This is a genomic window from Chelativorans sp. M5D2P16, from assembly GCF_034427935.1.
Lineage (GTDB): Bacteria > Pseudomonadota > Alphaproteobacteria > Rhizobiales > Rhizobiaceae > Chelativorans.
Genome location: NZ_JAXQNM010000008.1, coordinates 129,639 through 149,906 on the forward strand (window position 1 = coordinate 129,639; position 20,268 = coordinate 149,906).

Genomic DNA, 20,268 nt, shown 5'->3' on the forward strand with positions numbered 1-20,268 from the left:
ATCACCCGCCGGAGTGCAATGAACCCATGAGCGAGAAAAGCCCTTTCGTCGTCTCGGCCGACTGGCTGGAGCAACGCCTTCACGAGCCTGGATTGTCGATCGTCGACGGCTCCTGGTATCTGCCGGCGCAGGGGCGCGACGCGAAAGCGGAGTTCGAGGCGGCGCACATTTCCCGTGCCGTCTTCTTCGACCAGGACCTTGTGGTCGACCCCGATTCCGATCTGCCGCACGCCTTGCCGGCCCCGCTCACCTTCGAACGTTTCGTCAACAGCATGGGCATTTCCGACGACGACACGATCGTCGTCTATGACGGGCCTGGCTTCTTTTCCGCGCCCCGCGTGTGGTGGATGTTCCGGGTTATGGGCGCGGAGAAGGTCTATCTCCTGGACGGCGGTTTCGACCGCTGGCGAGCGGAAGGACGGCCGGTAACCGATGCGCCGACCAAGATAGCCCCCACCACCTTTATCTCGAATTTCGATGAAAGCCGGGTGGCCTCGCTGGCCGATATGCGGCGGATCGTCGAGACGGGCGAGACGCAGATCGCCGACGCGCGGCCGGCGGGACGGTTCACCGGAGCGGAGCCGGAACCGCGGCCCGGCGTGCGCTCCGGCCATATGCCGGGCGCACGCAACGTGCCGACGACGACCCTTTCCGAAGGGGGCAGCTTGCTGCCGCTCGACCGCTTGCGGGCGCAGTTGGAAAGCGCAGGCCTCGATCTCGACCGACCGGTCGTGACCTCCTGCGGTTCCGGCGTGACGGCCGCGGCCATCACCTTTGCGCTGGAGTCGCTTGGCCATCACGACAACCGGCTCTATGACGGCTCGTGGAGCGAGTGGGGCGCGCGGAACGACACACCTGTTGCTACGGGGAGCGAATGAACGCCCAAGCCACCACTCAGGGACAACTGCATGCAACCGTGACACGCCTGCAGATGACGCAGCCGCCGCGGTCTTATCCGCCTGCGCCCGCGCGGCCGCAGCTTGCACTGCTGCGCTGTCACGCCATGCCACTGAACTTCTACCGCTATCTCTATGACCGCGTGGGCCGCAGATGGAACTGGACGGCCGCGCTCACACTGTCCGATGCGGACCTTTCGGAGCGGCTTTCCAGCGCGCGGACCGACATCCGCACGCTCTATATGGACGGCTGCCCCGCCGGATTTTTCGAGTTGCGGCTCCTGTCGGCGGAGGAATGCCGGTTGGTGCATTTCGGCCTGATCGAGCACGCGATCGGCAAGGGGCTGGGGCGCTGGTTCCTGGGAACGGCCATCCGCGCGGCATGGGCGCACGATCCCCGGTTCGTGACCGTCGAGACCTGCACGCTGGACCACCCGGCGGCGCTGGGGCTGTACCAGAAGATGGGCTTCGCGCCGATTTGGCGGCGCGAGGAGACCGTGCCGGAGATGACGCCCGAGAAGCGCGCCGAGGTGCTGCTGCGCTGAGGCATCTTGCAGCACGTGGAACCACCTAGCAAAATAGGTACAGCGGTGTTAGCGGTGTTGCGGGCGATCCGGAATCGGTTGGTTTTGCCCCGTACATGCTTCTAGCCTTCTCCGAGGCAACAGGGAGAAGAAGCATGGCCCTCATCCGATTCGTTGCGGTGTCCACGGAAGAGGCACGGGCCTTCCAGGCCGGCGAACCCGACGCCTATGGCGATCCGCCGGAGCGCCGGATCTCGAACGGCGACGGCGTGCCCTGCCGGCATTGTCTGCGCAACGTGTCGGCGGGAAAGCCTTATCTGGTTCTCGCCTACCGGCCGTTTCCGCGCTTGCAGCCTTATGCGGAAACCGGGCCGATTTTCCTTTGTGCCGAGGAATGCCTGCGGGCGGAAGAGGGGGACGTGATGCCGGAGATCTTCCGCGCTTCGACGGAATTCCTCATGCGCGGCTATGGCAAAGACGACCGGATCGTCTACGGCACCGGTGGCGTGGTGCCAACGCAGCATGTTTGCACGCGTGCGCACGAACTCCTTCAGTGGCCGGACGTCGCCTATCTGCATCTGCGCTCGGCGCGCTACAACTGTTACCAGTGCCGCCTCGAGCGCGCCTGAAAGAAAGCCCGCCTCCGAGAGGCAGGCGGGCTTCAGGAGGCTCTCCGGGTCATCCGCCTCAGGCGGCCAGGACGGCCCTCGGCTCGGACATCTCATAGCCCAGAGCCTCGGCCACGGCGCGGTTGGTGATGCGGCCGCGGTGGACGTTGAGGCCGTTGCGCAGGTTCGGGTCGTCGGCGAGCGCCTTCAGGCCCTTGTCGGCAAGCTGCAGGCCGTGGTGGAGCGTGGCGTTGTTCAGCGCATGGGTGGAGGTGACCGGCACCGCGCCCGGCATGTTGGCCACGCAATAATGGATGATGCCGTCCACCGCGAAGGTCGGCTCGGAATGAGTGGTGGGGTGCGAGGTCTCGAAGCAGCCGCCCTGGTCGATCGCCACGTCGACGAGCACGGCCCCGGCCTTCATACCCGATAGCATCTCCCGAGTGACGAGCTTCGGCGCCGCAGCACCCGGAATGAGCACCGCACCGACGATCACGTCCGCAGAGAAGCATTCCTCCTCCACCGCCTCGACCGTGGAATAGCGTGTGTGCACGCGGCCGTTGAAGATGTCGTCGAGCTGGCGCAGGCGCGGGATCGAGCGGTCGATGATGGTGACGTCCGCGCCGAGGCCGATCGCCATCTTGGCGGCGTTGAGGCCGACCACGCCGCCGCCGATGATCGCCACCTTGCCCGGAAGGACGCCCGGCACGCCGCCGAGCAGAACGCCGCGCCCGCCATTGGCCTTCTGCAAGGCGGTCGCGCCGGCCTGGATCGCAAGCCGTCCGGCGACCTCCGACATGGGGGCGAGAAGCGGCAGCCCGCCGCGCTCGTCCGTCACCGTCTCGTAAGCCACCGCCGTCACGCCCGATGCCACCAGCCCCTTCGTCTGGTCCGGATCGGGGGCGAGGTGCAGGTAGGTGTAGAGAATCTGGTCCTCGCGCAGTTGCACCCACTCGGAGGCTTGCGGTTCCTTGACCTTGACGATCATGTCCGAGCGCGCGAAGACCTCTTCGGCCGACTTGGCGATCGCCGCGCCGGCGGCGCGATAGGCATTGTCGTCGGCGCCGATGCCGGCACCGGCCCCGCTTTCCACCAGCACGTCGTGTCCGTGGGCGACATATTCGCGCACGGCCCCCGGCGTCAGACCGACGCGGTATTCGTGGTTCTTGATCTCCTTCGGGCAACCAACACGCATCGCCTCGATCTCCCTGCGAGGAAAATTGGTATTCTGTTAGGAGACCACAGACCGGCTCGCATGTCCTTGCGAATGCATTTGCGTTCCGCGTGAAATTTCGATAGTCCTTGCGCTAATTCGACAAGTTGTGATGGAAAGAGCGAAAATGATCCGACAAACGGAGTTTTCCTGCTGCAGGGGTATCTGAAAAAATGCCGCTGGACAGGATCGATGTTGCGATACTCAGCCTTCTTCAGAAGGACGGGCGCATCTCCAACGCGGCATTGGCCGAAAGGGTCGGCCTGTCGCAGTCGGCCTGCTCGCGCCGGCTCGACAATCTGGAGAAGGCCGGTATCATCAAGGGCTATCACGCGCGGCTGTCGAATGCCGCGCTCGGCCACAAGATGACGGTGATCGTCCATATCTCGCTGTCCGGGCAGTTCGAAAAGACGCTGTCCGAGTTCGAGGCGGCGGTGAAGCGCTGCCCGAACGTGCTTTCCTGTCATCTGATGTCGGGCGAGTACGACTACATCCTGCGGATCGCCGCGCGCGATCTGGAAGACTACGAGCGTATCCATAAGGAATGGCTCACGGGTATGCCGCACGTCATCAAGATCAACTCTTCCTTTGCACTGCGCGAGGTGATCGACCGCACGGCGATCGGCATCAAGCCGGAAATGGCCTGACGCGCGGTCCGTCGCTTCGTTTGCAGGAAGCATGCAGGACCGGTCCCCGAGTTGGGGGAGGCGCGGCAGTGTGTATGTTGACTTTTCATCTCGCAGCGCGAGGTTGCCCGACGATATTCCGGGAGACAGAACATGATTCGTCATATCGTCTTCTTCAGCGCCAGGAAGCGCGAGGACGTGGAGCGCATCGCGGAGGAACTCGGCATGCTGGGCCGGATTCCCCACAGCGACTTTTTCGAGGTCGGCATCAACCGCAAGGTCGATCAGATCGGCGGAGAGGTGGACGTGGTCGTCTATGGCGAGTTCCGTGACGAGGAGGCGCTCGCCGCCTACAAGGCCCACCCGATCTACGCCGAATGCATCGCCCGCGTGCGCCCGCTGCGCGAGATGCGGGTAGCCGCCGATTTCGTCTCCAAGGCGGGCGGGTGATCCGCTATGGCCCGGTGTGGAAGTCGAGCACGACTTCCGGGTTGATGTCCCCGTCGTAGGAGGCGTCCACGGCATATTTGACGAGGGTGAAGACGCCGGAGCGGAACAGCCAGATCGCGGAGGAGGAGGCGTCGCCGGCTCCGCGCCATTTGGCGTTGGAGACGAGTTCGAACGTATCCGGATCGAAGCGCGAGTTCACCAGAAGGTCGTCGGCGGTGTAGCCGATCACGCGCAGGTCTTCCACGCGTCCCGCCGGATCGTCGTTCTCGTAGCGGATGTCCAGCTCCGGGGTGGCGAATCGCAAGGGCAGCAGTTCGCCGCCCTCATGGGCAAGAAAATAGACGTGGATCTCGTTGTAGGCGCCGCGCTCGCACAGGAAGCGGAAGAGCCGCGCCTCCCTCTGCGGGGCATCCGCAGGGTCGTCCATGCGGTTGAAGCGGATGACATGGCTTTCCGGCGCTTCCTCTCCCGCCGCCTCAAGGTTGCAGGTGTCGGCGTAGAGGCTGGTAAACAGCGCCTCCGCCTCCTCGAGCCTGGCATCCCGCGCTTCGACGGGAGTGCCATCGCCGCAACTTTCCGGCAGCGCTTCCTCCAGCGGTGCCTCAGCGGGTTCCAGCGCGCCCTCTTCAATGAAAAGCGGCTGGTACGGCGTCGTCTGCACGCTGGGCTGGATCTGGCGAAGTTGATAGCAGCCGGCGAAGATTTCTTCCCCGCCGTCATCATGACGGGCGCGGATGGCGACGGGCAGCGCGTAGTAGATGCTGCCCGCCGCGCCCTCTTCCGAGGCGGTGCCGGTGACGAGATCCACACCGGCGGTATTGGCATAGCCCTCGGCGAAAGCGTCCAGCGTCTCGGCCGGAGGCGGGTCGAAATAGGCGTAGGCGCGGGCGTATTCCTGCCGGTCGATCGCATTGTAGAGCGAGCGGACCAGCGACTGAGGCGTCGAGCGGTCGTCGAGATAGGCCGGCTCGGCCGCGAAAAGAGGCTGCGCCGGCCAGAACGAGGCCATCGCCGCAAGAAGAATGTGTCGCTTCATCGGAATGCTCCGCGGATCGTGCGCCAGATGCGCGCGAGGATAGCACGCAAGGTGGGCATTTGAAGGCGGTGCGGCCCGTGCCGGAAGAAGAGCCTCGATTCGCTTAAATTTTTCGCCGCGCCGGAAGACCTTTCTTAACGCCGCCGGTTTTAGCCTGCGATCCGATCTTACCAGGGACGGACGGGGCCACATGGGACGGCGCGCTCCGCGCGATTTCGCAAGCGTTCTCGACGAGCTTCTGGCCGAACATGGCCGGGAGAGCGATGCCCCACATGATGTCCATCTCGATTATCTGAGCGTGGTGGAGGAACTTCACTCCGGTCGCATCAGCATCACCGAGGACGGCGTCGAGGCCGCCTATCGCCATTTCGCGGCAGGGCGGGATGCCGCGCACATTCCGGTACCCTCGGTCGATCCCGAGGAAATCGCCCGGGAACTCGGCCTCGGCGACAGGACGAAGCCGCGCGAACTCGACCGGCTGCGCCGCGACTTCGCCTTCCGCAATCACCCCGACCGCGTGCCGGAGCATCTGCGGGCGCGCGCGATCATCCGCATGCAGGTTGCCAACACGCTGATCGACGAGGCCAAGCGTCGCCGCCTCAGGCGTCGCAAGGCATGAGCCGCGCGCGCCCGAGCCAGCGCGACAAGAGAAGCACGGAGACGACCGCGAGTCCCGTGAAGAGGCCGAGCCACACGCCGACCCCTTCATAGCCGAGGGGGAAGGCGAGGACGACGCCGAGCGGCAGGCCGACCCCCCAGTATCCGATCGCCCCGTAAATCATCGGCACGGTGGTGTCGTGCAGGCCGCGCAGCATGCCGCTGGCGACCGCCTGCGCGCCGTCGACGATCTGGAAAAGCGCGGCGAGCGCCAGAAACGTGACGGCCATCGTGATCACCGGCTGGTTCTCCGGGGCGTCGAGGTCCAGGAAGCCGGCAATGAGCAGGCGCGGCGCGGTGACCATCACCAGGGCCATGACCGCCATGAAGCCGACGCCCAGCGCGAAGGCGGTCCAGCCGGCCCGGGTGACGGCATCGGCATTGCGGGCACCGAAGGCGCGGCCCACCCGCACCGTCACGGCCTGCCCGAGCCCCATCGGCACCATGAAGCTGATCGAGGCGATCTGGATGGCGATGGCGTGCGCGGCAAGCGAGACCGTATTGATGAGGCCCATCAGGAAAGCCGCGGCGTTGAAGATCGATACCTCGAACGTCAGGATCGCCGCGATCGGCAGGCCGAGCCTCAGGAGCGCGACAAAGCGCGGCCAGTCCGGCCGCCAGAAGCGCCCGAACAGGCGATAGCGCCGGAACTGCCGGTCCAGGGAGACCACCGCGACGAGGCCGAGAAACAAAAACAGACTCGACAGCGAGGTGGCGAGGCCGGAACCGACGATCCCGAGTGCGGGGAAGCCGAGATTGCCGAACATCAGGCACCAGTTGGCCAGAACGTTGAAGCCGACGCAGAAGAAGGCGACCACCAGCGCCCAGCCGGGCCGCTCCAGGGCGGAAATGAAGGATCGCAGCACGATATAGCCGAAGAAGGGCAGCACCGCCCATTGCAACGGGCGCATGTAGTCGGCCGCCATGGCGCTGAGCGCGGGGTCCTGCCCCATCAGGAGCAGTATGGCTTCGCTGTGCCACAGGATAAGCCACATGGGCACCGCCACGGCGACCGACAGCCAGAGCCCCTGGCGCGTCGTGCGCCGCACCTCGCGCAGCGAGCGCACCTTGCCGCCGAGCGCGCTCGCCATCATGGGCGAGGTGGCCAGCATCAGCCCGAGGCCGAAGATGAGCGGCAGAAAATAGAGATTGTGGCCGAGCGTGCCGGCCGCCAGCGCCTGCGGCGACAGCCGACCCATCATCATCACGTCGGTCACGTTCATGGCCGTCTGGGCGAGATTGGTCAGAATCATCGGCCACGCGAGCGCCAGCGTGGCGCGCGCCTCGGAAAGCCAGGAATGAACCGGCGGCGCTCCCGCGCCTGAAACCAGCGCTGTCATGACACGGACTTTCGTGAACGGCTTACGCCGCGGATCGGTACCGCGGGCGGTGGGCGGCGCTAAGGAGCAATGCCACCCGAGGCCGGTCATAGCGAATGGAGGCGGGCAGACAAGTCAATTTGTTTTGCCGCCGTGTTCAGCTTCGTTGATGGATGCCGGCTGGCAGGGCGGCGGTCCCGGCGTTGCGCCACCGCGAAGGATGCCTATACTGCCGCGTTCCCGAGCGGCCCTGTGCGCCGCGCACCAGCTGATTTCGGAGTACGACTGCCATGGAAAAGCGCCGCCTTGGTCGCACGGATCTCTATGTCTCCAAGGTCTGCCTCGGCACCATGACATGGGGGCAGCAGAACACCGAGGAAGAGGGCCATGCCCAGATGGACCTCGCCTTCGAGCGTGGGGTGAACTTCATCGACACGGCCGAGCTCTATCCCATCCCGCCGCGGGCCGAAACGCAGGGACGGACGGAAGAGATCGTCGGGACCTGGATGAAGGCGCGCGGCAACCGTGACCGCGTGATCCTCGCCACCAAGGTGGTGGGGCGCACCGAAAACGACTGGTTCCGCGGCGGCCGGCCTTCGCGGCTGGTGCGCGCCGACATCATGGATGCGGTGGACAAGTCGCTCGCAAAACTCCAGACGGACTATATCGATCTCTACCAGATCCACTGGCCGGACCGGGCCATCGCCTGGGGTTCGAACCCGACAAGGGTGACGAAGCCCCTCGAGCCGTTCGAAGACGAGACGCCCATCGCCGAAACCCTGGCCGTCTTCCAGGAGCTGGTGAAGGCGGGGAAGATCCGCCATCTCGGGCTTTCCAACGAAAGCGCCTGGGGCGCCATGCGCTTTATCCGCGAATCCGAGAAGGGCGTGGGACCGCGGCCCGTTTCCGTGCAGAACGCCTACAACCTCGTCAACCGCACCTTCGAGGTGAACCTGGCCGAGGTGGCGTTTCGCGAACAGGTGGGGCTCCTGGCCTACTCGCCGCTCGCACAAGGCTATCTGACCGGGAAATACGACCATGGCGCGCTGCCGGCGGGCTCGCGCAAGCAGCTCTTCGATCGTCTGCAGCGCTACGAGAAACCCGGGGCGGCGGAGGCGATCCTCGCTTATAACGAACTCGCCCGCTCCTTCGGGCTGTCCCCCGCCGTCTTCGCCAACGCCTTCGTCTGCGCGCGGCCTTTTCTCACCGCCAACATCATCGGCGCCACGACGCTTGCGCAGCTCAACGAGGCGCTGGACGCGGCGGATGTGGAATGGACCGAGGAGATGCAGGTCGCGGTCGACGCCCTGCACCAGAAGCACGGCAACCCCTGTCCCTGACCGCCTTTGAAATGCTCGGAGCCCTGAAGAAAAAGCCGGTTCCGAGGCTTCGAGGCGCACAACAGAACAGGGCGTTTCTCTTCGAACGTTCCAGCCAGCGGCTTCGGCCGTTGGCGTTTTTCCGTCACGGGTGCTGGTGAGGCGCTGCACCCACTGGGTGTATCTATAATTTTTATCCATTTAAGATTGAAACATCCAACAAGCTATGTTTATCTTAGGTTGTGCTGGCAAAGCGAGGCTAGAGAGCGGGCCGCCGGCGCATATTGGGACAAAATAATCGGTTAGAAAAATGATTAGCACGCTGGCAATCATCGGTGGCGGTGCCACCGGCGTTGGTGCCCTCATGGCCGCTATTCAACATGAGGTTGCAGGCTCGATATACGTCATCGACCCTCGACCTATCGGCGGCGTCGTATTTGGGACTACCGACGATGAAATTATCTGCAACACATCTGTCGATATAACAACTCTGGACCCGGATAATGAAGATGATTTTTTAGAATACCTTAAAAGCCGGCAATTAAACGTGTCGAAAACTTCATACACCACTAGGAGGATTGTAGGAGAGTATATAAAGGATAGATTTGATGAATACAGTGAAAAAGCTAAACTTATAGGAATCGATGTTAAATATCTGAATTTTGTTTGCAGGAAAGTTTTAATTAATAATTACAAATACCAGCTTGTTCTTTCGGACCGTTTCCGCCAGGAAGAATTGAATGCAGAAAGTGTCATAATTTGCACTGGACACGGGGCGCCCAAGGTCCCCTGAATCTTCAAGCCGTATTCTCAACATGCCACCTTCGCCAGGAGCCCGTACCCGGAAACGGATATGCTGGCGAAAGTACCGAAAAATTCGGAAGTGTTGGTCGTCGGCAGCAAGCAATCTGCGATAGATGCCACTCTTCTTCTATGCAGAGAGGGACATCGAGTGACGATGACCTCGCCATCGGGCGAACTGCCCGCCGTCCGTACGCGACTTATTCCTGGTGACAGGTTTCCCATAGACCGAGGCGCTTTGATGCAATTGATGTCTCTGTGGGATCCCAACGACCCCCAGTTGGATATTACGAGGCTGAGGTTAAAGTATCTTCGTTACTTAGCCAAGGAAATTAAGAGGCTTGGCGATATTCCTGTGAGTCGCCAATTATCAAATTCATCTTCTGCGATAAGACGATTAGAAGAGGAAATAAATATATCTGAAAGAAATTATTGTAAATGGGAGAATTCTGTTGTAGGGTTTGTGGACGCAATAAACGACATTCATATAAGAGACTTTAAAGAATCAATATTCAATGTAGAGCCAGAATTCAAACGCAAATTGATGAGATATATTGCGTCGATAGCAGTTCCGAATGCAAGAAAAGTTCTAAGACTACTCTATAATGATAACCTTTGCATTAAGAGGGGAGAGGTGACTGCGGTTGAGATATCGCATGCCCGCGTAAAACCCTGGAAGGTGACGTGGGAGGACGACGAACGTCGGTTTGATGCCGTCGTATGCGCCGCCGGTTTTGAAAACCACCGCTATTCCTTTGACGAGGCCGGTGCGCTGATACCGGATAAGGAGGTTCAACCGCAAGGATCTGTAATCGATTTTGCCGACGATCTGTCGATTCGCAATCCAAGAACGAACGAAAAAGAAAATATATGGATTTCAGGGTCCGCCACGCACCTGAAAATAATGACATCAAGCGCAGTATTCCTTGCTATCCCGCAAGTAAGATTGGCCATCAATGAGCTAAAGAGAAGAATTCTCTGTTCAAATAAAGATGGAGGTGTGGACGAAAAGATAGCCGTTTGAAGTGGTATATTGAGCAGGATTGTTTTGGGAGATTAGATATGAATAAGCATTTTGGCAGACAGGATGTTCCCGTTTCGGAAAGCGAAGCGGCTTCGTTGTTCCTGCTGGAGCAGGTAATGGAATACACCTACCCGGCCGCGCTTCGTGCCGCTGCGATGCTCGGCGTTGCCGATCATCTCGCCGACGGACCGAAGCCGGCCGACGAACTCGCCAAAGCTACCGGAGTGGACAGTCTCAGGCTGTATCGATTGCTGCGCGTGCTTGCCACCCGCGGCATCTTCCGGGAGGAGGAGGATAGGCGCTTTGCATTGACGCCGCCGGCGGAGTTCCTTCGGTCGGACGTGGAGCTGTCGTTGCGTCAGGCGGTGCTGATGCTCACCGACGAGACATTCTGGCGTCCGATCGGAAATCTTGCCGGGATCGCCAAGGCTGCCGACAAGAACCCGGTCTTCCGTGAAATCTTCGGCATGCCCTTCTTCGACTACTGGGCCAGCCAGGGTGCGTCGGCCAAGGATTTCCATGCCGGTATGATGTCCATGTCGGAGGTGGAGAACCAGTTTCTCGTGCGCAGCTATGATTTTCCCGAGGGCGCGACGGTGGTGGATATCGCCGGCGGAATGGGCGGTCTGTTGCTGCGCGTGCTGCGCGAGAATCCGACGGTGCGCGGCAAGTTGTTCGACCGGCCGCACGTCCTGGAGCGGAATCGCCTTGGCGAACTGGGAGCCGATGACCGTTGGGAACTGGTGGCGGGGGACTTCTTCAAAGCGTGTCCACCCGGAGATGTCTATATACTCAAATACATCATGCACGACTGGAGCGACGAGGACGCGATCCGTATCCTGAGCAACTGCCGGGCGGCGATGAATCCCGGCGGCCGTGTGCTCATAATGGACCCGGTCCTTCCGGCCGGCAACACGCCCCATCCGGGCAAGCACATGGATATCCTTACCATGGGCATCTATGACGGCGGCCGCGAGCGCACGGAGGAGGAACTTGGCCGGCTTCTGGCCGGAGCCGGCTTGCGGCTGAACCGGGTCATCAACACCGGTTGCTACATCTCGGTCGTCGAAGGCGTCGCCGACTGAGCCCGGCAACCGCAACTCCGATAATTTTCACGAGGTGCGCTGCCCGCCGCGTTCGGTCCCGGCGCACCTCGTTTCTCAGGAGCGGCAGCGGGCATTCCGGTCGCCCGCTGCATCTAAGCCCTCGTCCTTTGCGGGGTAACGCAGGGCCTCAGCCGTCCTCCTGCCGCGGCCGCGCCCTTCCGGCGCGGCCGAAGGTGTAGCCGGTCTCCACCGAGCCGCGCCCGTATTTCTCGCGCAGGCTGTCGATGGCGCCCTCGGCGAGGGCCCGTTTGTGGGACAGGCGGTCGACCAGGTCCGGGGGATCGGCCCTTGCGGCATCGGTCAGGTCACTGACGCCGATGCCGATCAGGCGGAAGCGCGTGCCGTCGGCCTCGCGTTTCAGCATGTCGAGACCGGTATGGAAGATGCGGTCGGCAAGCCGCGTGGGATCGCTCAACTGACGGTTGCGCGTGCGAATGCGGAAATCGGCCGTCTTCAGCTTCAGGACCACGGTCCGCCCGGCGATTCCCGCCTTTTTCAGCCGTGAGGAGACACGCTCGCTCAAGCCCCTGAGCACCGGCACCAGATCCTCCAAGGCGGCGATGTCGCGATCGAAGGTGGTCTCCGACGAGACGCTCTTGGCCTCGCCGCGCGGCTGCACCGTGCGCGTGTCCTGGCCGCGCGAAAGGCTGTAGAGCCGCTCGCCCATCGTGCCGTAGCGGCGCATGAGGTCGGCCCGCTCCATGCGCTGCAACTGGCCGATGGTGCGGATGCCGTCGCGGGCGAGCGTGGCTTCGAAGGACCGGCCGACGCCCCAGATCGTGGTGACCGGCCGCTCCGCCAGGAACGGAAGAGCTTCCGCCCGGCCGACGACCGAAAAGCCGCGCGGCTTGTTGAGATCGGAGGCGACCTTGGCCAGGAACTTGCAGTAGGACAGGCCCACCGAGACGGAGATGCCGATCTCCTTCTCCACCTGTCGTGCAAACCGGGCGAGCACGAGGGCGGGTGAGGCCCCGTGCAGCCGTTCCGTGCCGGAGAGGTCGAGGAACGCCTCGTCGATCGACAGCGGCTCGACGAGCGGGGTGAGGGCCTGCATCATCTCGCGGACCTGCCGCCCCACGCCGGCATATTTCTCCATGTCGGGCTTGATGACGACGGCTTCGGGGCAGGCCTCCAGGGCCTTGAACATGGGCATGGCCGAGCGCACCCCGTGAATGCGCGCGATATAGCACGCGGTGGAGACCACGCCGCGCTTGCCGCCGCCGATGATCACCGGCCGGTCGCGCAGACTCGGATCGTCGCGCTTTTCCACCGCGGCATAGAAGGCGTCGCAATCGATATGAGCGAGCGACAGCGCGTCGAGCTCGTCATGCAGGAGCACGCGCGGGCTGCCGCAGGACCGGCAGCGGCGCTCCTTCTCTCCGGTGTGGGAAAGGCAGTCGCGGCAGGTGCCTTGCGCTGGGGCCTTGACTGGCATGGTGGCTCATGAGAACATAATAGGAACATTATGATACTGCATGGCATCCACCGTCACAAGCCGGGAGAGGGGACATGGCGGTTTCGGTCGTTCCGCTGACGCCGGAGCTTTGGCCGGCATTCGAGGATTTGTTCGGCAAGCAGGGCGCCTGCTACGGCTGCTGGTGCACCCATTTCCGGCTGCCGCCGGCCGTGCGGCGCGACAACAACCGGCAGCGCAACAAGGACCATATGCGCGCGCGGGTGGACGCCGGCCCGCCGCCCGGGCTTCTCCTGTTCGAAGCAGGACGGGCTGACGGCTGGATGCAGATCGGGCCGCGAGGCGACGTGCCGGAGTGGAACAATCGCGGCCGCGCCTCCGCGCCTCTGGAGGATGCACCGGCCGGGGACGAGGGTGTGTGGGCGATCTCCTGTTTCTTTGTCCGCGCAGGTGCGCGCGGATGCGGGCACACCCACGCGCTGGTCGGCGGGGGCATTGCGTTTGCACGCGCGGCGGGAGCGCGGGTGCTGGAAGCCTGCCCGATGACACAATCGAAGGATTCGCGCTCCATCGGCCTTTTCGTCGGCTCCCGCCGGGTCTTTGAAAAGGCGGGCTTCGTCGTGGTCGCGGAAAGGAAGGTCGGGCGCCCCCTGATGCGGCTGGTGCTGTGAATGCAAAACGCGCTGACCGGACGCTGGCCGGCTCAGGGCTGGATGTCCCAATCTTCCTTGCCGAAGGGCAGGTGCTGGCGCGCCGCCGCCACGTGCTCGGGTGCGATGCCGCTCTGTTCGCTGAAGCTCAGGAGGGTCGGTTCATGCGCAAGCACGAATTGCAGGACGCCGCCCAGAAAGCCGGGCTCGCGCGCCGCCTGCCGGATCTGTCCTGCCTCGATCCCCGTGAGTGCCAGAAAGCGCGGCAGAAGCTCCGGATCGGCGGCGATGAAGGAGAGCGCCTGAATGGCGATTGCCTCGGCCTGTTCCTGCTGCATGGTCGGCATTCTCCGGTATGTCGTGGCTCCGGACCGGATAGGCGCAACGCCGCCTTGGCGCAAGCGGCCCAAGTCCAAGATGCGCGGACATGCTCAATTCGACGCTGTAATTTTCCGTTTCGTAAAGCAAATTGTGCCATAAGGTGATTGGGAGTACGGGGGAGTGCGCCTATACCCGCCTTGGGGAGGGCAGCGTTTCAGCGGTACGGGGAGCCGATGGCAAAGAAGGTCATGATCGTCGAGGACAACGAGCTCAACATGAAGCTCTTCCGCGACCTCATCGAGGCCAGCGGTTATGAGACGGTGCGCACCCGCAACGGGCTGAAGGCGCTGGATCTGGCGCGCGATCACCGTCCCGACCTGATCCTCATGGATATCCAGCTTCCCGAGGTGTCGGGCCTCGAAGTCACCAAGTGGCTGAAAGAGGACGACGAATTGCATTCGATCCCGGTGATCGCAGTAACCGCCTTCGCCATGAAGGGGGACGAGGAGCGTATTCGTCAGGGTGGCTGCGAGGCCTATATCTCCAAGCCGATCTCCGTACCGAACTTCATCGAAACCATCAAAAGCTATCTCGGAGACAGTTGATGGCGGGGCCGAGGGCATGACGGACAACGGGGGCAGGCCATGACCGCGCGCATCCTTGTCGTCGACGATGTCGCCGCCAATCTGAAGCTCTTGGAAGCGCGGCTGCTGGCGGAGTACTACGAAGTCGTCACTGCGCGTTCCGGACCGGACGCCATCGAGATCTGCGAATCCAGCAAAGTCGATGTCGTGCTGCTCGACATCATGATGCCTGGCATGGATGGCTTCGAGGTTTGCCGCCGGCTGAAGGCCGACGCGGACACCACCCATATTCCGGTCATCATGGTGACCGCGCTCGGCCAGCCGGCCGACCGGGTGCGCGGGCTCGAGGCCGGCGCGGACGATTTTCTCACAAAGCCCGTCAACGATCTGCAGCTCCTGACGCGGGTGCGCAGCCTGGTGCGCCTGAAGACCCTGACCGATGAGTTGCGCCTGCGCGCCGCGACGACGCGCGACATCGGCATCGAGCAGCTCTTGCAGAGAAGGAACGAGGACGAGGAGGAAATTGCCCGGGTTCTCCTGGTGGAGGAGAACGAGGCTTCCGCCCGGCATTTGAAGCGGATGCTGCGCGGCCAATTCACGCTAGAGACCGTGGCCAAGCCGCAGGCCGCCTTCCTTCAGGCGGCGGAGGCCGCTTATGAATGCATTGTCGTGGCCACCGGGTTTTCCGAATACGACCCGCTGCGGCTTTGCTCGCAATTGCGGGCACTGGAGCGCACGCGGCTGGTGCCGATCGTGCTTTTGGCGGGCGATGCCGACGAGGAGTGCGTCATTCGCGGGCTCGAACTGGGCGTCAACGATTACCTTCTGCGCCCGGTGGAGCGCCAGGAGCTGATCGCCCGCCTGCGCACGCAGATCCGCCGCAAGCGCTATAATGACAGCCTGCGCTCGAGCGTCGCCCGGACGGTGGAGATGGCCGTCACCGATCCGCTGACGGGCCTGCACAACAGGCGTTATCTGGACAGCCACCTGCGGACCCTGTTCGACAGGGCCGACGCTCGCGAGCGCCCGCTCTCCCTTATCCTCATCGACATCGACCGCTTCAAGGTCATCAACGATACATGGGGGCATGACAGCGGGGATGCTGTCTTGAAGGAACTCGCCGCCCGCCTGCGCACCAATCTGCGGGCGATCGATCTGGTCTGCCGCTACGGCGGGGAAGAATTCGTCATCGTCATGCCGGACACGGAACTCTTCATCGCCGAGAAGGTGGCCGAGCGCATCCGTGCCGAGGTCGCGCACGAACCTTTTCCCACGGGTAAGGGGGAGGAGGGGCTCGAGGTTACCGCAAGCCTCGGCGTTGCCGCCATGCGGCAGCCCGGCGACACCGTGGAAGCGCTTTTGAAACGCGCGGATGTGGCGCTGTACGAAGCCAAGAGCGGCGGCCGCAACAAGGTCGCCGCCGCAGCTTGAGCCCTCCGGTTCGCAGAGGGGCATGGTTACAAATTTACCCTAATTTAATTGGACACTGCCGAATAGTTAAGTAAGTATTGATTTTCATGCTCATTTGCGCGAGTGTCGCAACCATTGGTGGACACCGCTGACGGGGAGTTCTTCAGCGGTATCCCACGAATGCCCCATGATGCTCAGGTCCGCCGCATCTCCTGGGTCCCGTGGGGTTGGCCGGCCGGCGCTGGTGTAAGTGGCCTCCTCGTACCGCAGCCAGATCGCCGACCGGCCCCCACTTTCCTGCAACATATACGGGTATTCTGGATGAGCGCCTCGGGCGCTGCGACCGAAGGGGACGTCTGCCGCTCGGCCCCGTCTCCGTCCCGTGCGGGTCTCACCCATGGAACGAACACGAAGGCGGCGGCCTGCACCTGTCCGAACGCTGCACGCGGGCGTGCCGGCAACGCTGCTGGAGCAGCCTACAACGAAAACGGCGCCCGCGAGGGCGCCGTGAATGCATCCATGAAAGTGTTTGGCGCTACTTGATCTTCGCCTCGCGGAACTCGACGTGCTTGCGCGCGATCGGGTCGTATTTGCGCTTGGTCATCTTCTCCGTCATCGTGCGGCTGTTCTTCTTTGTGACGTAGAAGTAGCCCGTGTCGGCCGTTGACTGAAGCTTGATCTTGATGGTCGTGGCCTTGGCCATGGTGTTCGTCCATTGTTCGTGGTGATGTGGGCGGCCCGTCGGCGATCGCGGCAGGGCGCGGAAAACTTCGGCGGAGACATAAAGACAATGCCCGGAATGTCAAGCCCATGCCCGTGGAGGGCAAGCTACAAGAGCACCCGCTTGGCGTGGCTCGCGCGCACGAAGTAGAAGGGCACGGGAGCGCCCGGCGTCAGTTCTGGGTCGGTTTCGATGCGACGTTGAAGGTCGTCCAGCACTGTGCGGGTGATGATTGGGATGTCGGCACTTCGCGCCTGATCCAGGGTCAGCCAGGCGATTTCCTCCAGTTCGTCCGTCGGCCCGCCCTCGGCAAGTTCGAGCGCGACGTCTTCGCGCCAGATGGCGAAGAAGCGCGTGTCGAAGCGGCGCACGCGGCCGGGAGGGGTTATGGCGCGGGCGATATAACGCAGGCCGTCGAGCGAGGGTTTGATTCCGTGTTCGGCAAAGCCCTGCCAGTGCGGGCTTCTTGTGGCAAACGGGGCCTTGTGTCCGATGAGGATGCCTGTTTCCTCATAGGTCTCGCGCACGGCCGATAGGGCGAGCGCCCGGGCGCGGGCAGCCGTGACGCGGTTGCCGGGGCCGATGAGCTTGGCCTCTTCCGCCGGATGAAGCGGATGCGCCACCCGAATGCGGCTGTCGGCAGGATCGGTCCGCCCACCGGGAAAGACGAAGCGGCCCGGCATGAACGCATGGCGCATGTGCCGGCGGCCCATCAGGACACGAAGCCCGCCCGCGCACCTGTCGAGAAGGATCAGCGTGGCCGCGTCGCGCGGACGTAAGACCCTAGCGGCGGCGACATCCGGTGCTTCGAAGGCGTCGATCTCGGCCCGTGTCATGTCTTCGAAGCGCATCATGCCCGGCGCCTTCACCCTTCGAGATCAAGTCTCGAACTGGTCCTTCTCGCCGCCGAAGCCGTGCATGCGCAACGCCCACTGCAGGCCGACGACCGATCCCTTGACGGGGCCGATAAGGGCAAGCGACATGATGAGCGTCAGCGGCGCCCAGATGGCCAGATGCAGCCATGTCGGCCAGTCCGTCGCCGCCTGGACGCCCATGAACGCGCCGACCACCACATGGCCGACGATGACGATGACCAGATAGGCGGGCAGATCGTCGGCACGGTGGTGGTCCATCTCCTCGCCGCAGGAAGGACACCGGTCCACGGTTTTCAGAAACGCCCTGAAGAGCCGGCCCTGGCCGCATTGGGGACACTTGCCGAAGAAACCCCGCCGCATCGATTCGTAGATCGGCCGTTCTGTCCGCTTTTCCTGTCCCGCGCCGAAGACGTGCTCTTCCATCATTTTCTCCTGTCCTTGCCGGAGCGCTGCCTGCGTGCCTTGTCGCGCTTGGTCTTGTGCAGCGATTTCGACGAGCCGGACGGGTGGACCGGGTCGCTCATCATCTCGAAGCGCATGGCGCCGGCGAGCGGAGCCACCTCGACCAGGCGGACATCGACGCCGTCGCCGAGTTGGAAGCCTTTCCCGCTGCGCTGGCCAATCAGCGCATGGCGGGGTTCGTCGTAGATATAGTAGTCGTTGCCCAAGGTTGATACCGGAATGAAGCCGTCGGCCCCGTATTCGGGCAGAAGCACGAAAATCCCTGCCTTGGTGATCCCGGAAATGCGGGCGGAAAATTCCTCGCCGGTGCGGGAGGCCAGGTGCTCGGCCACGAGCCGGTCAACCGTATCGCGTTCGGCTGCCATGGCGCGCCGCTCGGTCGCCGAGATGAGAGCCGAGACCTCTTCCAGGCGCGCTTCCTCCTCGGCGCTCAGCCCGTCCCCGCCGAGATTCCTGGCGGCGATGAGCGCTCGGTGCACGATGAGGTCCGCATAGCGCCGGATGGGTGAGGTGAAGTGCGCGTAGCGGCGCAGGTTGAGGCCGAAATGGCCAATGTTTTCGGTTGAATAGATCGCCTGGCTCTGGGAGCGCAGCACCACCTCGTTGACCAGCTGTTCCTGGTCCGAACCATCCACCCGGGCGAGGATGTTGTTGAACTGCGCAGGCCTGAGGGCCGGCCCGCGCGCCAGCGACATGCCGATGGAGGCGAGGAATTCGCGCAGCGATTCCTGCTTTGCGAGCGACGGCTCGTCATGCACGCGGTAGACGAGGGGCTGGCGCGCCGTCTCTAGCGTCTCGGCGGCGGCGACGTTGGCCTGGATCATGAATTCCTCGATGAGCTTGTGCGCATCGAGGCGAGGCGGCACGATGACGCGGTCCACCGTGCCGTCCGGCTTGAGCAGGATCTTGCGTTCCGGCAGGTCCAATTCCAGCGGCTCGCGCGCGTTACGGCCGCGTTTGAGGACCCCGTAGGCATCCCACAGGGGGCGCAGCACCGTGTCGAGCAGGGGCCCGGACTTGTCGTCCGGTTTGCCGTCGATGGCCGCCTGCGCCTGATCGTAGGAGAGACTGCCGGCCGAGCGCATCATGACGCGGTGGAAGCTGTGCCCGATCTTGCGGCCGTCCGACGAAAAGCGCATGCGCACGGCAAGTGCGGGACGGGCCTCGCCCTCGCGCAGCGAGCACAGGTCGTTGGAAATGCGCTCGGGCAGCATCGGCACCACGCGGTCGGGAAAATAGACCGAGTTGCCCCGCCTCAAGGCCTCGCGGTCGAGGGAGGAGCCGGCACGCACATATTGGGCCACGTCGGCGATTGCGACGGTGACGATGACGCCGCCCCGGTTCTTCTCGTCGTCGTCCGGCTCGGCGTAAACCGCGTCGTCATGATCCTTGGCGTCGGGCGGATCGATGGTGATCAGCGGCAGCTTGCGCCAGTCCTCGCGTCCCTTCAGGGTGGCCGGCTTGGCGGCCGCGGCCTCCTCCAGCGCGGCATCGGGGAAGATGTGCGGGATCTCGTGGGCGTGGATGGCGATCAGCGAGACCGCCTTTTCCGTCGTGATCGAACCCACGACCTCGATCACCTTCGCCTTCGGCAGCCCGTAGCGGCCCTGCGAGATCGGCAGAGCTTCGACGAGATCGCCGTGCTTGGCCGCGTTGCGCGCTTCCGCATCGACGATGAGTTCCGGCTGGCGCCGCTCCACCGGCTCTATGCGCAAAGACCCGTCGTCGAGCTCGCGAAAGACGCCGAGCACCGCACGACGGCGCTTCTCGAACACCTTCATCACCCGGCCGGTATAGGCCGGGCCCGTCTCCTCCTCCGTCGGGGAGACGCGCGCCAGCACGCGGTCGCCGACGCCGGCGGCAGTCGTCCTGGCCCCTTTCTGGGCACGGATGGTGACGAGTGGCACCGGCCCGTCATCCTCCTCGTCCTGCTCGGCCGGACGGGCGATGAGCCCGCCCTCGGCATCGCGCGAGAAGATGTCGAGCACGACGACGCGGGGGAGTGTGCCGGGGCGCAGATTCTTCTTGCGCCGCGTCTTGACCAGCCCCTCGTCCTGCAGCTCGCGCAGCTTGTCCTTCAGCCAGACACGGTCGCCACCCTTGATGCCGAATGCCTTGGCGATCTCGCGCTTGCCCGATCGATCCGGGTTCTCGGAGATGAAGCGCAGGATGTCGTCGCGCGAGGGCAGATGCGCGTCGCCGCTCTCGGCCTTGGCCGCCGCAGCGGTGCTTCTTGAAGTCCTGCGCGCCAA

General features: G+C 63.6%; 22 protein-coding genes. 13 read left to right on the plus strand and 9 right to left on the minus strand.

All coding sequences use genetic code 11. The features are described from left to right. Window positions 1–26 precede the first annotated feature (26 nt). From sseA to SIN08_RS03575, 3 genes are all read left to right on the plus strand, one after another. Entirely contained in the window at window positions 27–878 is an 852-nt protein-coding gene (gene sseA, locus SIN08_RS03565) for a 3-mercaptopyruvate sulfurtransferase (protein WP_322450149.1), read from the plus strand. Then, window positions 875–1,441, plus strand: coding sequence for a GNAT family N-acetyltransferase (locus SIN08_RS03570; RefSeq protein ID WP_322450151.1), 567 nt, complete (start codon window positions 875–877; stop codon window positions 1,439–1,441). The genes sseA and SIN08_RS03570 overlap by 4 nt, the downstream gene beginning before the upstream one ends. A 134-nt stretch (window positions 1,442–1,575) precedes the next feature. After that, window positions 1,576–2,049: a DUF1203 domain-containing protein gene (locus SIN08_RS03575; protein ID WP_322450152.1), complete on the plus strand. Its 474-nt coding sequence runs from the start codon at window positions 1,576–1,578 to the stop codon at window positions 2,047–2,049. A gap of 58 nt (window positions 2,050–2,107) precedes the next feature. Here SIN08_RS03575 and ald read toward each other — a convergent pair whose 3' ends face one another. Then, window positions 2,108–3,223, minus strand: coding sequence for an alanine dehydrogenase (gene ald / locus SIN08_RS03580; RefSeq protein WP_322450153.1), 1,116 nt, complete (start codon window positions 3,221–3,223; stop codon window positions 2,108–2,110). 191 nt (window positions 3,224–3,414) lie between these two features. Here ald and SIN08_RS03585 point away from each other — a divergent pair, with 191 nt between their 5' ends. Then, a complete protein-coding gene (locus SIN08_RS03585) occupies window positions 3,415–3,888 on the plus strand; it encodes an Lrp/AsnC family transcriptional regulator (RefSeq protein ID WP_322450154.1) in 474 nt (157 codons plus the stop codon). A 132-nt stretch (window positions 3,889–4,020) separates the two neighbouring features. Next, window positions 4,021–4,317 carry a Dabb family protein gene (locus SIN08_RS03590; protein ID WP_322450155.1) on the plus strand — a complete coding sequence of 99 codons (297 nt, stop codon included), beginning with the start codon at window positions 4,021–4,023 and terminating at the stop codon, window positions 4,315–4,317. Window positions 4,318–4,321: 4 nt separating this feature from the next. Here the strand turns inward: SIN08_RS03590 and SIN08_RS03595 are convergent, their stop codons facing one another. Then, window positions 4,322–5,353 (minus strand): DUF1176 domain-containing protein, encoded by a 1,032-nt coding sequence (locus SIN08_RS03595; RefSeq protein WP_322450156.1) that lies wholly within the window; start codon window positions 5,351–5,353, stop codon window positions 4,322–4,324. Between the two features lie 190 nt (window positions 5,354–5,543). Between SIN08_RS03595 and SIN08_RS03600 the strand changes: the two genes are divergently transcribed. Next, entirely contained in the window at window positions 5,544–5,972 is a 429-nt protein-coding gene (locus SIN08_RS03600) for a hypothetical protein (protein ID WP_322450157.1), read from the plus strand. Here the strand turns inward: SIN08_RS03600 and SIN08_RS03605 are convergent. Further along, window positions 5,953–7,350, minus strand: coding sequence for an MATE family efflux transporter (locus SIN08_RS03605; RefSeq protein WP_322450159.1), 1,398 nt, complete (start codon window positions 7,348–7,350; stop codon window positions 5,953–5,955). The two genes, SIN08_RS03600 and SIN08_RS03605, sit on opposite strands and share 20 nt — an antisense overlap. A 269-nt stretch (window positions 7,351–7,619) precedes the next feature. On the opposite strand from SIN08_RS03605, the gene SIN08_RS03610 reads away from it, so the two are divergent. From SIN08_RS03610 to SIN08_RS03625, 4 genes are all read left to right on the plus strand, one after another. Beyond that, window positions 7,620–8,669, plus strand: coding sequence for an aldo/keto reductase (locus SIN08_RS03610; RefSeq protein ID WP_322450160.1), 1,050 nt, complete (start codon window positions 7,620–7,622; stop codon window positions 8,667–8,669). Between the two features lie 289 nt (window positions 8,670–8,958). Further along, window positions 8,959–9,441, plus strand: a complete 483-nt coding sequence (locus tag SIN08_RS03615; RefSeq protein ID WP_322450162.1) for an FAD/NAD(P)-binding protein — start codon at window positions 8,959–8,961, stop codon at window positions 9,439–9,441. A gap of 60 nt (window positions 9,442–9,501) precedes the next feature. Beyond that, window positions 9,502–10,473, plus strand: a complete 972-nt coding sequence (locus SIN08_RS03620; protein WP_322450163.1) for a hypothetical protein — start codon at window positions 9,502–9,504, stop codon at window positions 10,471–10,473. A 38-nt stretch (window positions 10,474–10,511) separates the two neighbouring features. Then, window positions 10,512–11,558, plus strand: coding sequence for a methyltransferase (locus SIN08_RS03625; protein WP_322450165.1), 1,047 nt, complete (start codon window positions 10,512–10,514; stop codon window positions 11,556–11,558). Window positions 11,559–11,706: 148 nt separating this feature from the next. Here SIN08_RS03625 and SIN08_RS03630 read toward each other — a convergent pair whose 3' ends face one another. Further along, window positions 11,707–13,014 carry a DNA polymerase IV gene (locus SIN08_RS03630; RefSeq protein ID WP_322450166.1) on the minus strand — a complete coding sequence of 436 codons (1,308 nt, stop codon included), beginning with the start codon at window positions 13,012–13,014 and terminating at the stop codon, window positions 11,707–11,709. A gap of 74 nt (window positions 13,015–13,088) precedes the next feature. On the opposite strand from SIN08_RS03630, the gene SIN08_RS03635 reads away from it, so the two are divergent. After that, window positions 13,089–13,664 carry a GNAT family N-acetyltransferase gene (locus SIN08_RS03635; RefSeq protein ID WP_322450167.1) on the plus strand — a complete coding sequence of 192 codons (576 nt, stop codon included), beginning with the start codon at window positions 13,089–13,091 and terminating at the stop codon, window positions 13,662–13,664. A gap of 32 nt (window positions 13,665–13,696) precedes the next feature. Here the strand turns inward: SIN08_RS03635 and SIN08_RS03640 are convergent, their stop codons facing one another. After that, window positions 13,697–13,981, minus strand: a complete 285-nt coding sequence (locus tag SIN08_RS03640) for a DUF3572 domain-containing protein (protein ID WP_322450168.1) — start codon at window positions 13,979–13,981, stop codon at window positions 13,697–13,699. Between the two features lie 216 nt (window positions 13,982–14,197). On the opposite strand from SIN08_RS03640, the gene SIN08_RS03645 reads away from it, so the two are divergent. Together SIN08_RS03645 and SIN08_RS03650 are read left to right on the plus strand one after the other, a co-directional pair. After that, complete coding sequence (locus SIN08_RS03645) at window positions 14,198–14,569, plus strand: response regulator (RefSeq protein ID WP_322450170.1); 372 nt, start codon at window positions 14,198–14,200, stop codon at window positions 14,567–14,569. Between the two features lie 39 nt (window positions 14,570–14,608). Then, the gene (locus tag SIN08_RS03650; protein ID WP_322450171.1) at window positions 14,609–15,979 is read left to right on the plus strand and encodes a PleD family two-component system response regulator; all 1,371 of its coding nucleotides are present in this window, start codon (window positions 14,609–14,611) and stop codon (window positions 15,977–15,979) included. Window positions 15,980–16,493: 514 nt separating this feature from the next. On the opposite strand, the gene rpmG is transcribed toward SIN08_RS03650, so the two are convergent. From rpmG to rnr, 4 genes are all read right to left on the minus strand, one after another. Continuing rightward, window positions 16,494–16,661 carry a 50S ribosomal protein L33 gene (gene rpmG / locus SIN08_RS03655; RefSeq protein WP_322450172.1) on the minus strand — a complete coding sequence of 56 codons (168 nt, stop codon included), beginning with the start codon at window positions 16,659–16,661 and terminating at the stop codon, window positions 16,494–16,496. A gap of 125 nt (window positions 16,662–16,786) precedes the next feature. Next, window positions 16,787–17,533, minus strand: a complete 747-nt coding sequence (locus tag SIN08_RS03660; protein ID WP_322450173.1) for an NUDIX hydrolase — start codon at window positions 17,531–17,533, stop codon at window positions 16,787–16,789. Window positions 17,534–17,557: 24 nt separating this feature from the next. After that, window positions 17,558–17,977, minus strand: a complete 420-nt coding sequence (locus SIN08_RS03665) for a DUF983 domain-containing protein (protein ID WP_322450518.1) — start codon at window positions 17,975–17,977, stop codon at window positions 17,558–17,560. After that, a complete protein-coding gene (gene rnr / locus SIN08_RS03670; protein ID WP_322450174.1) occupies window positions 17,977–20,268 on the minus strand; it encodes a ribonuclease R in 2,292 nt (763 codons plus the stop codon). Before rnr ends, SIN08_RS03665 begins: the two co-directional genes overlap by 1 nt.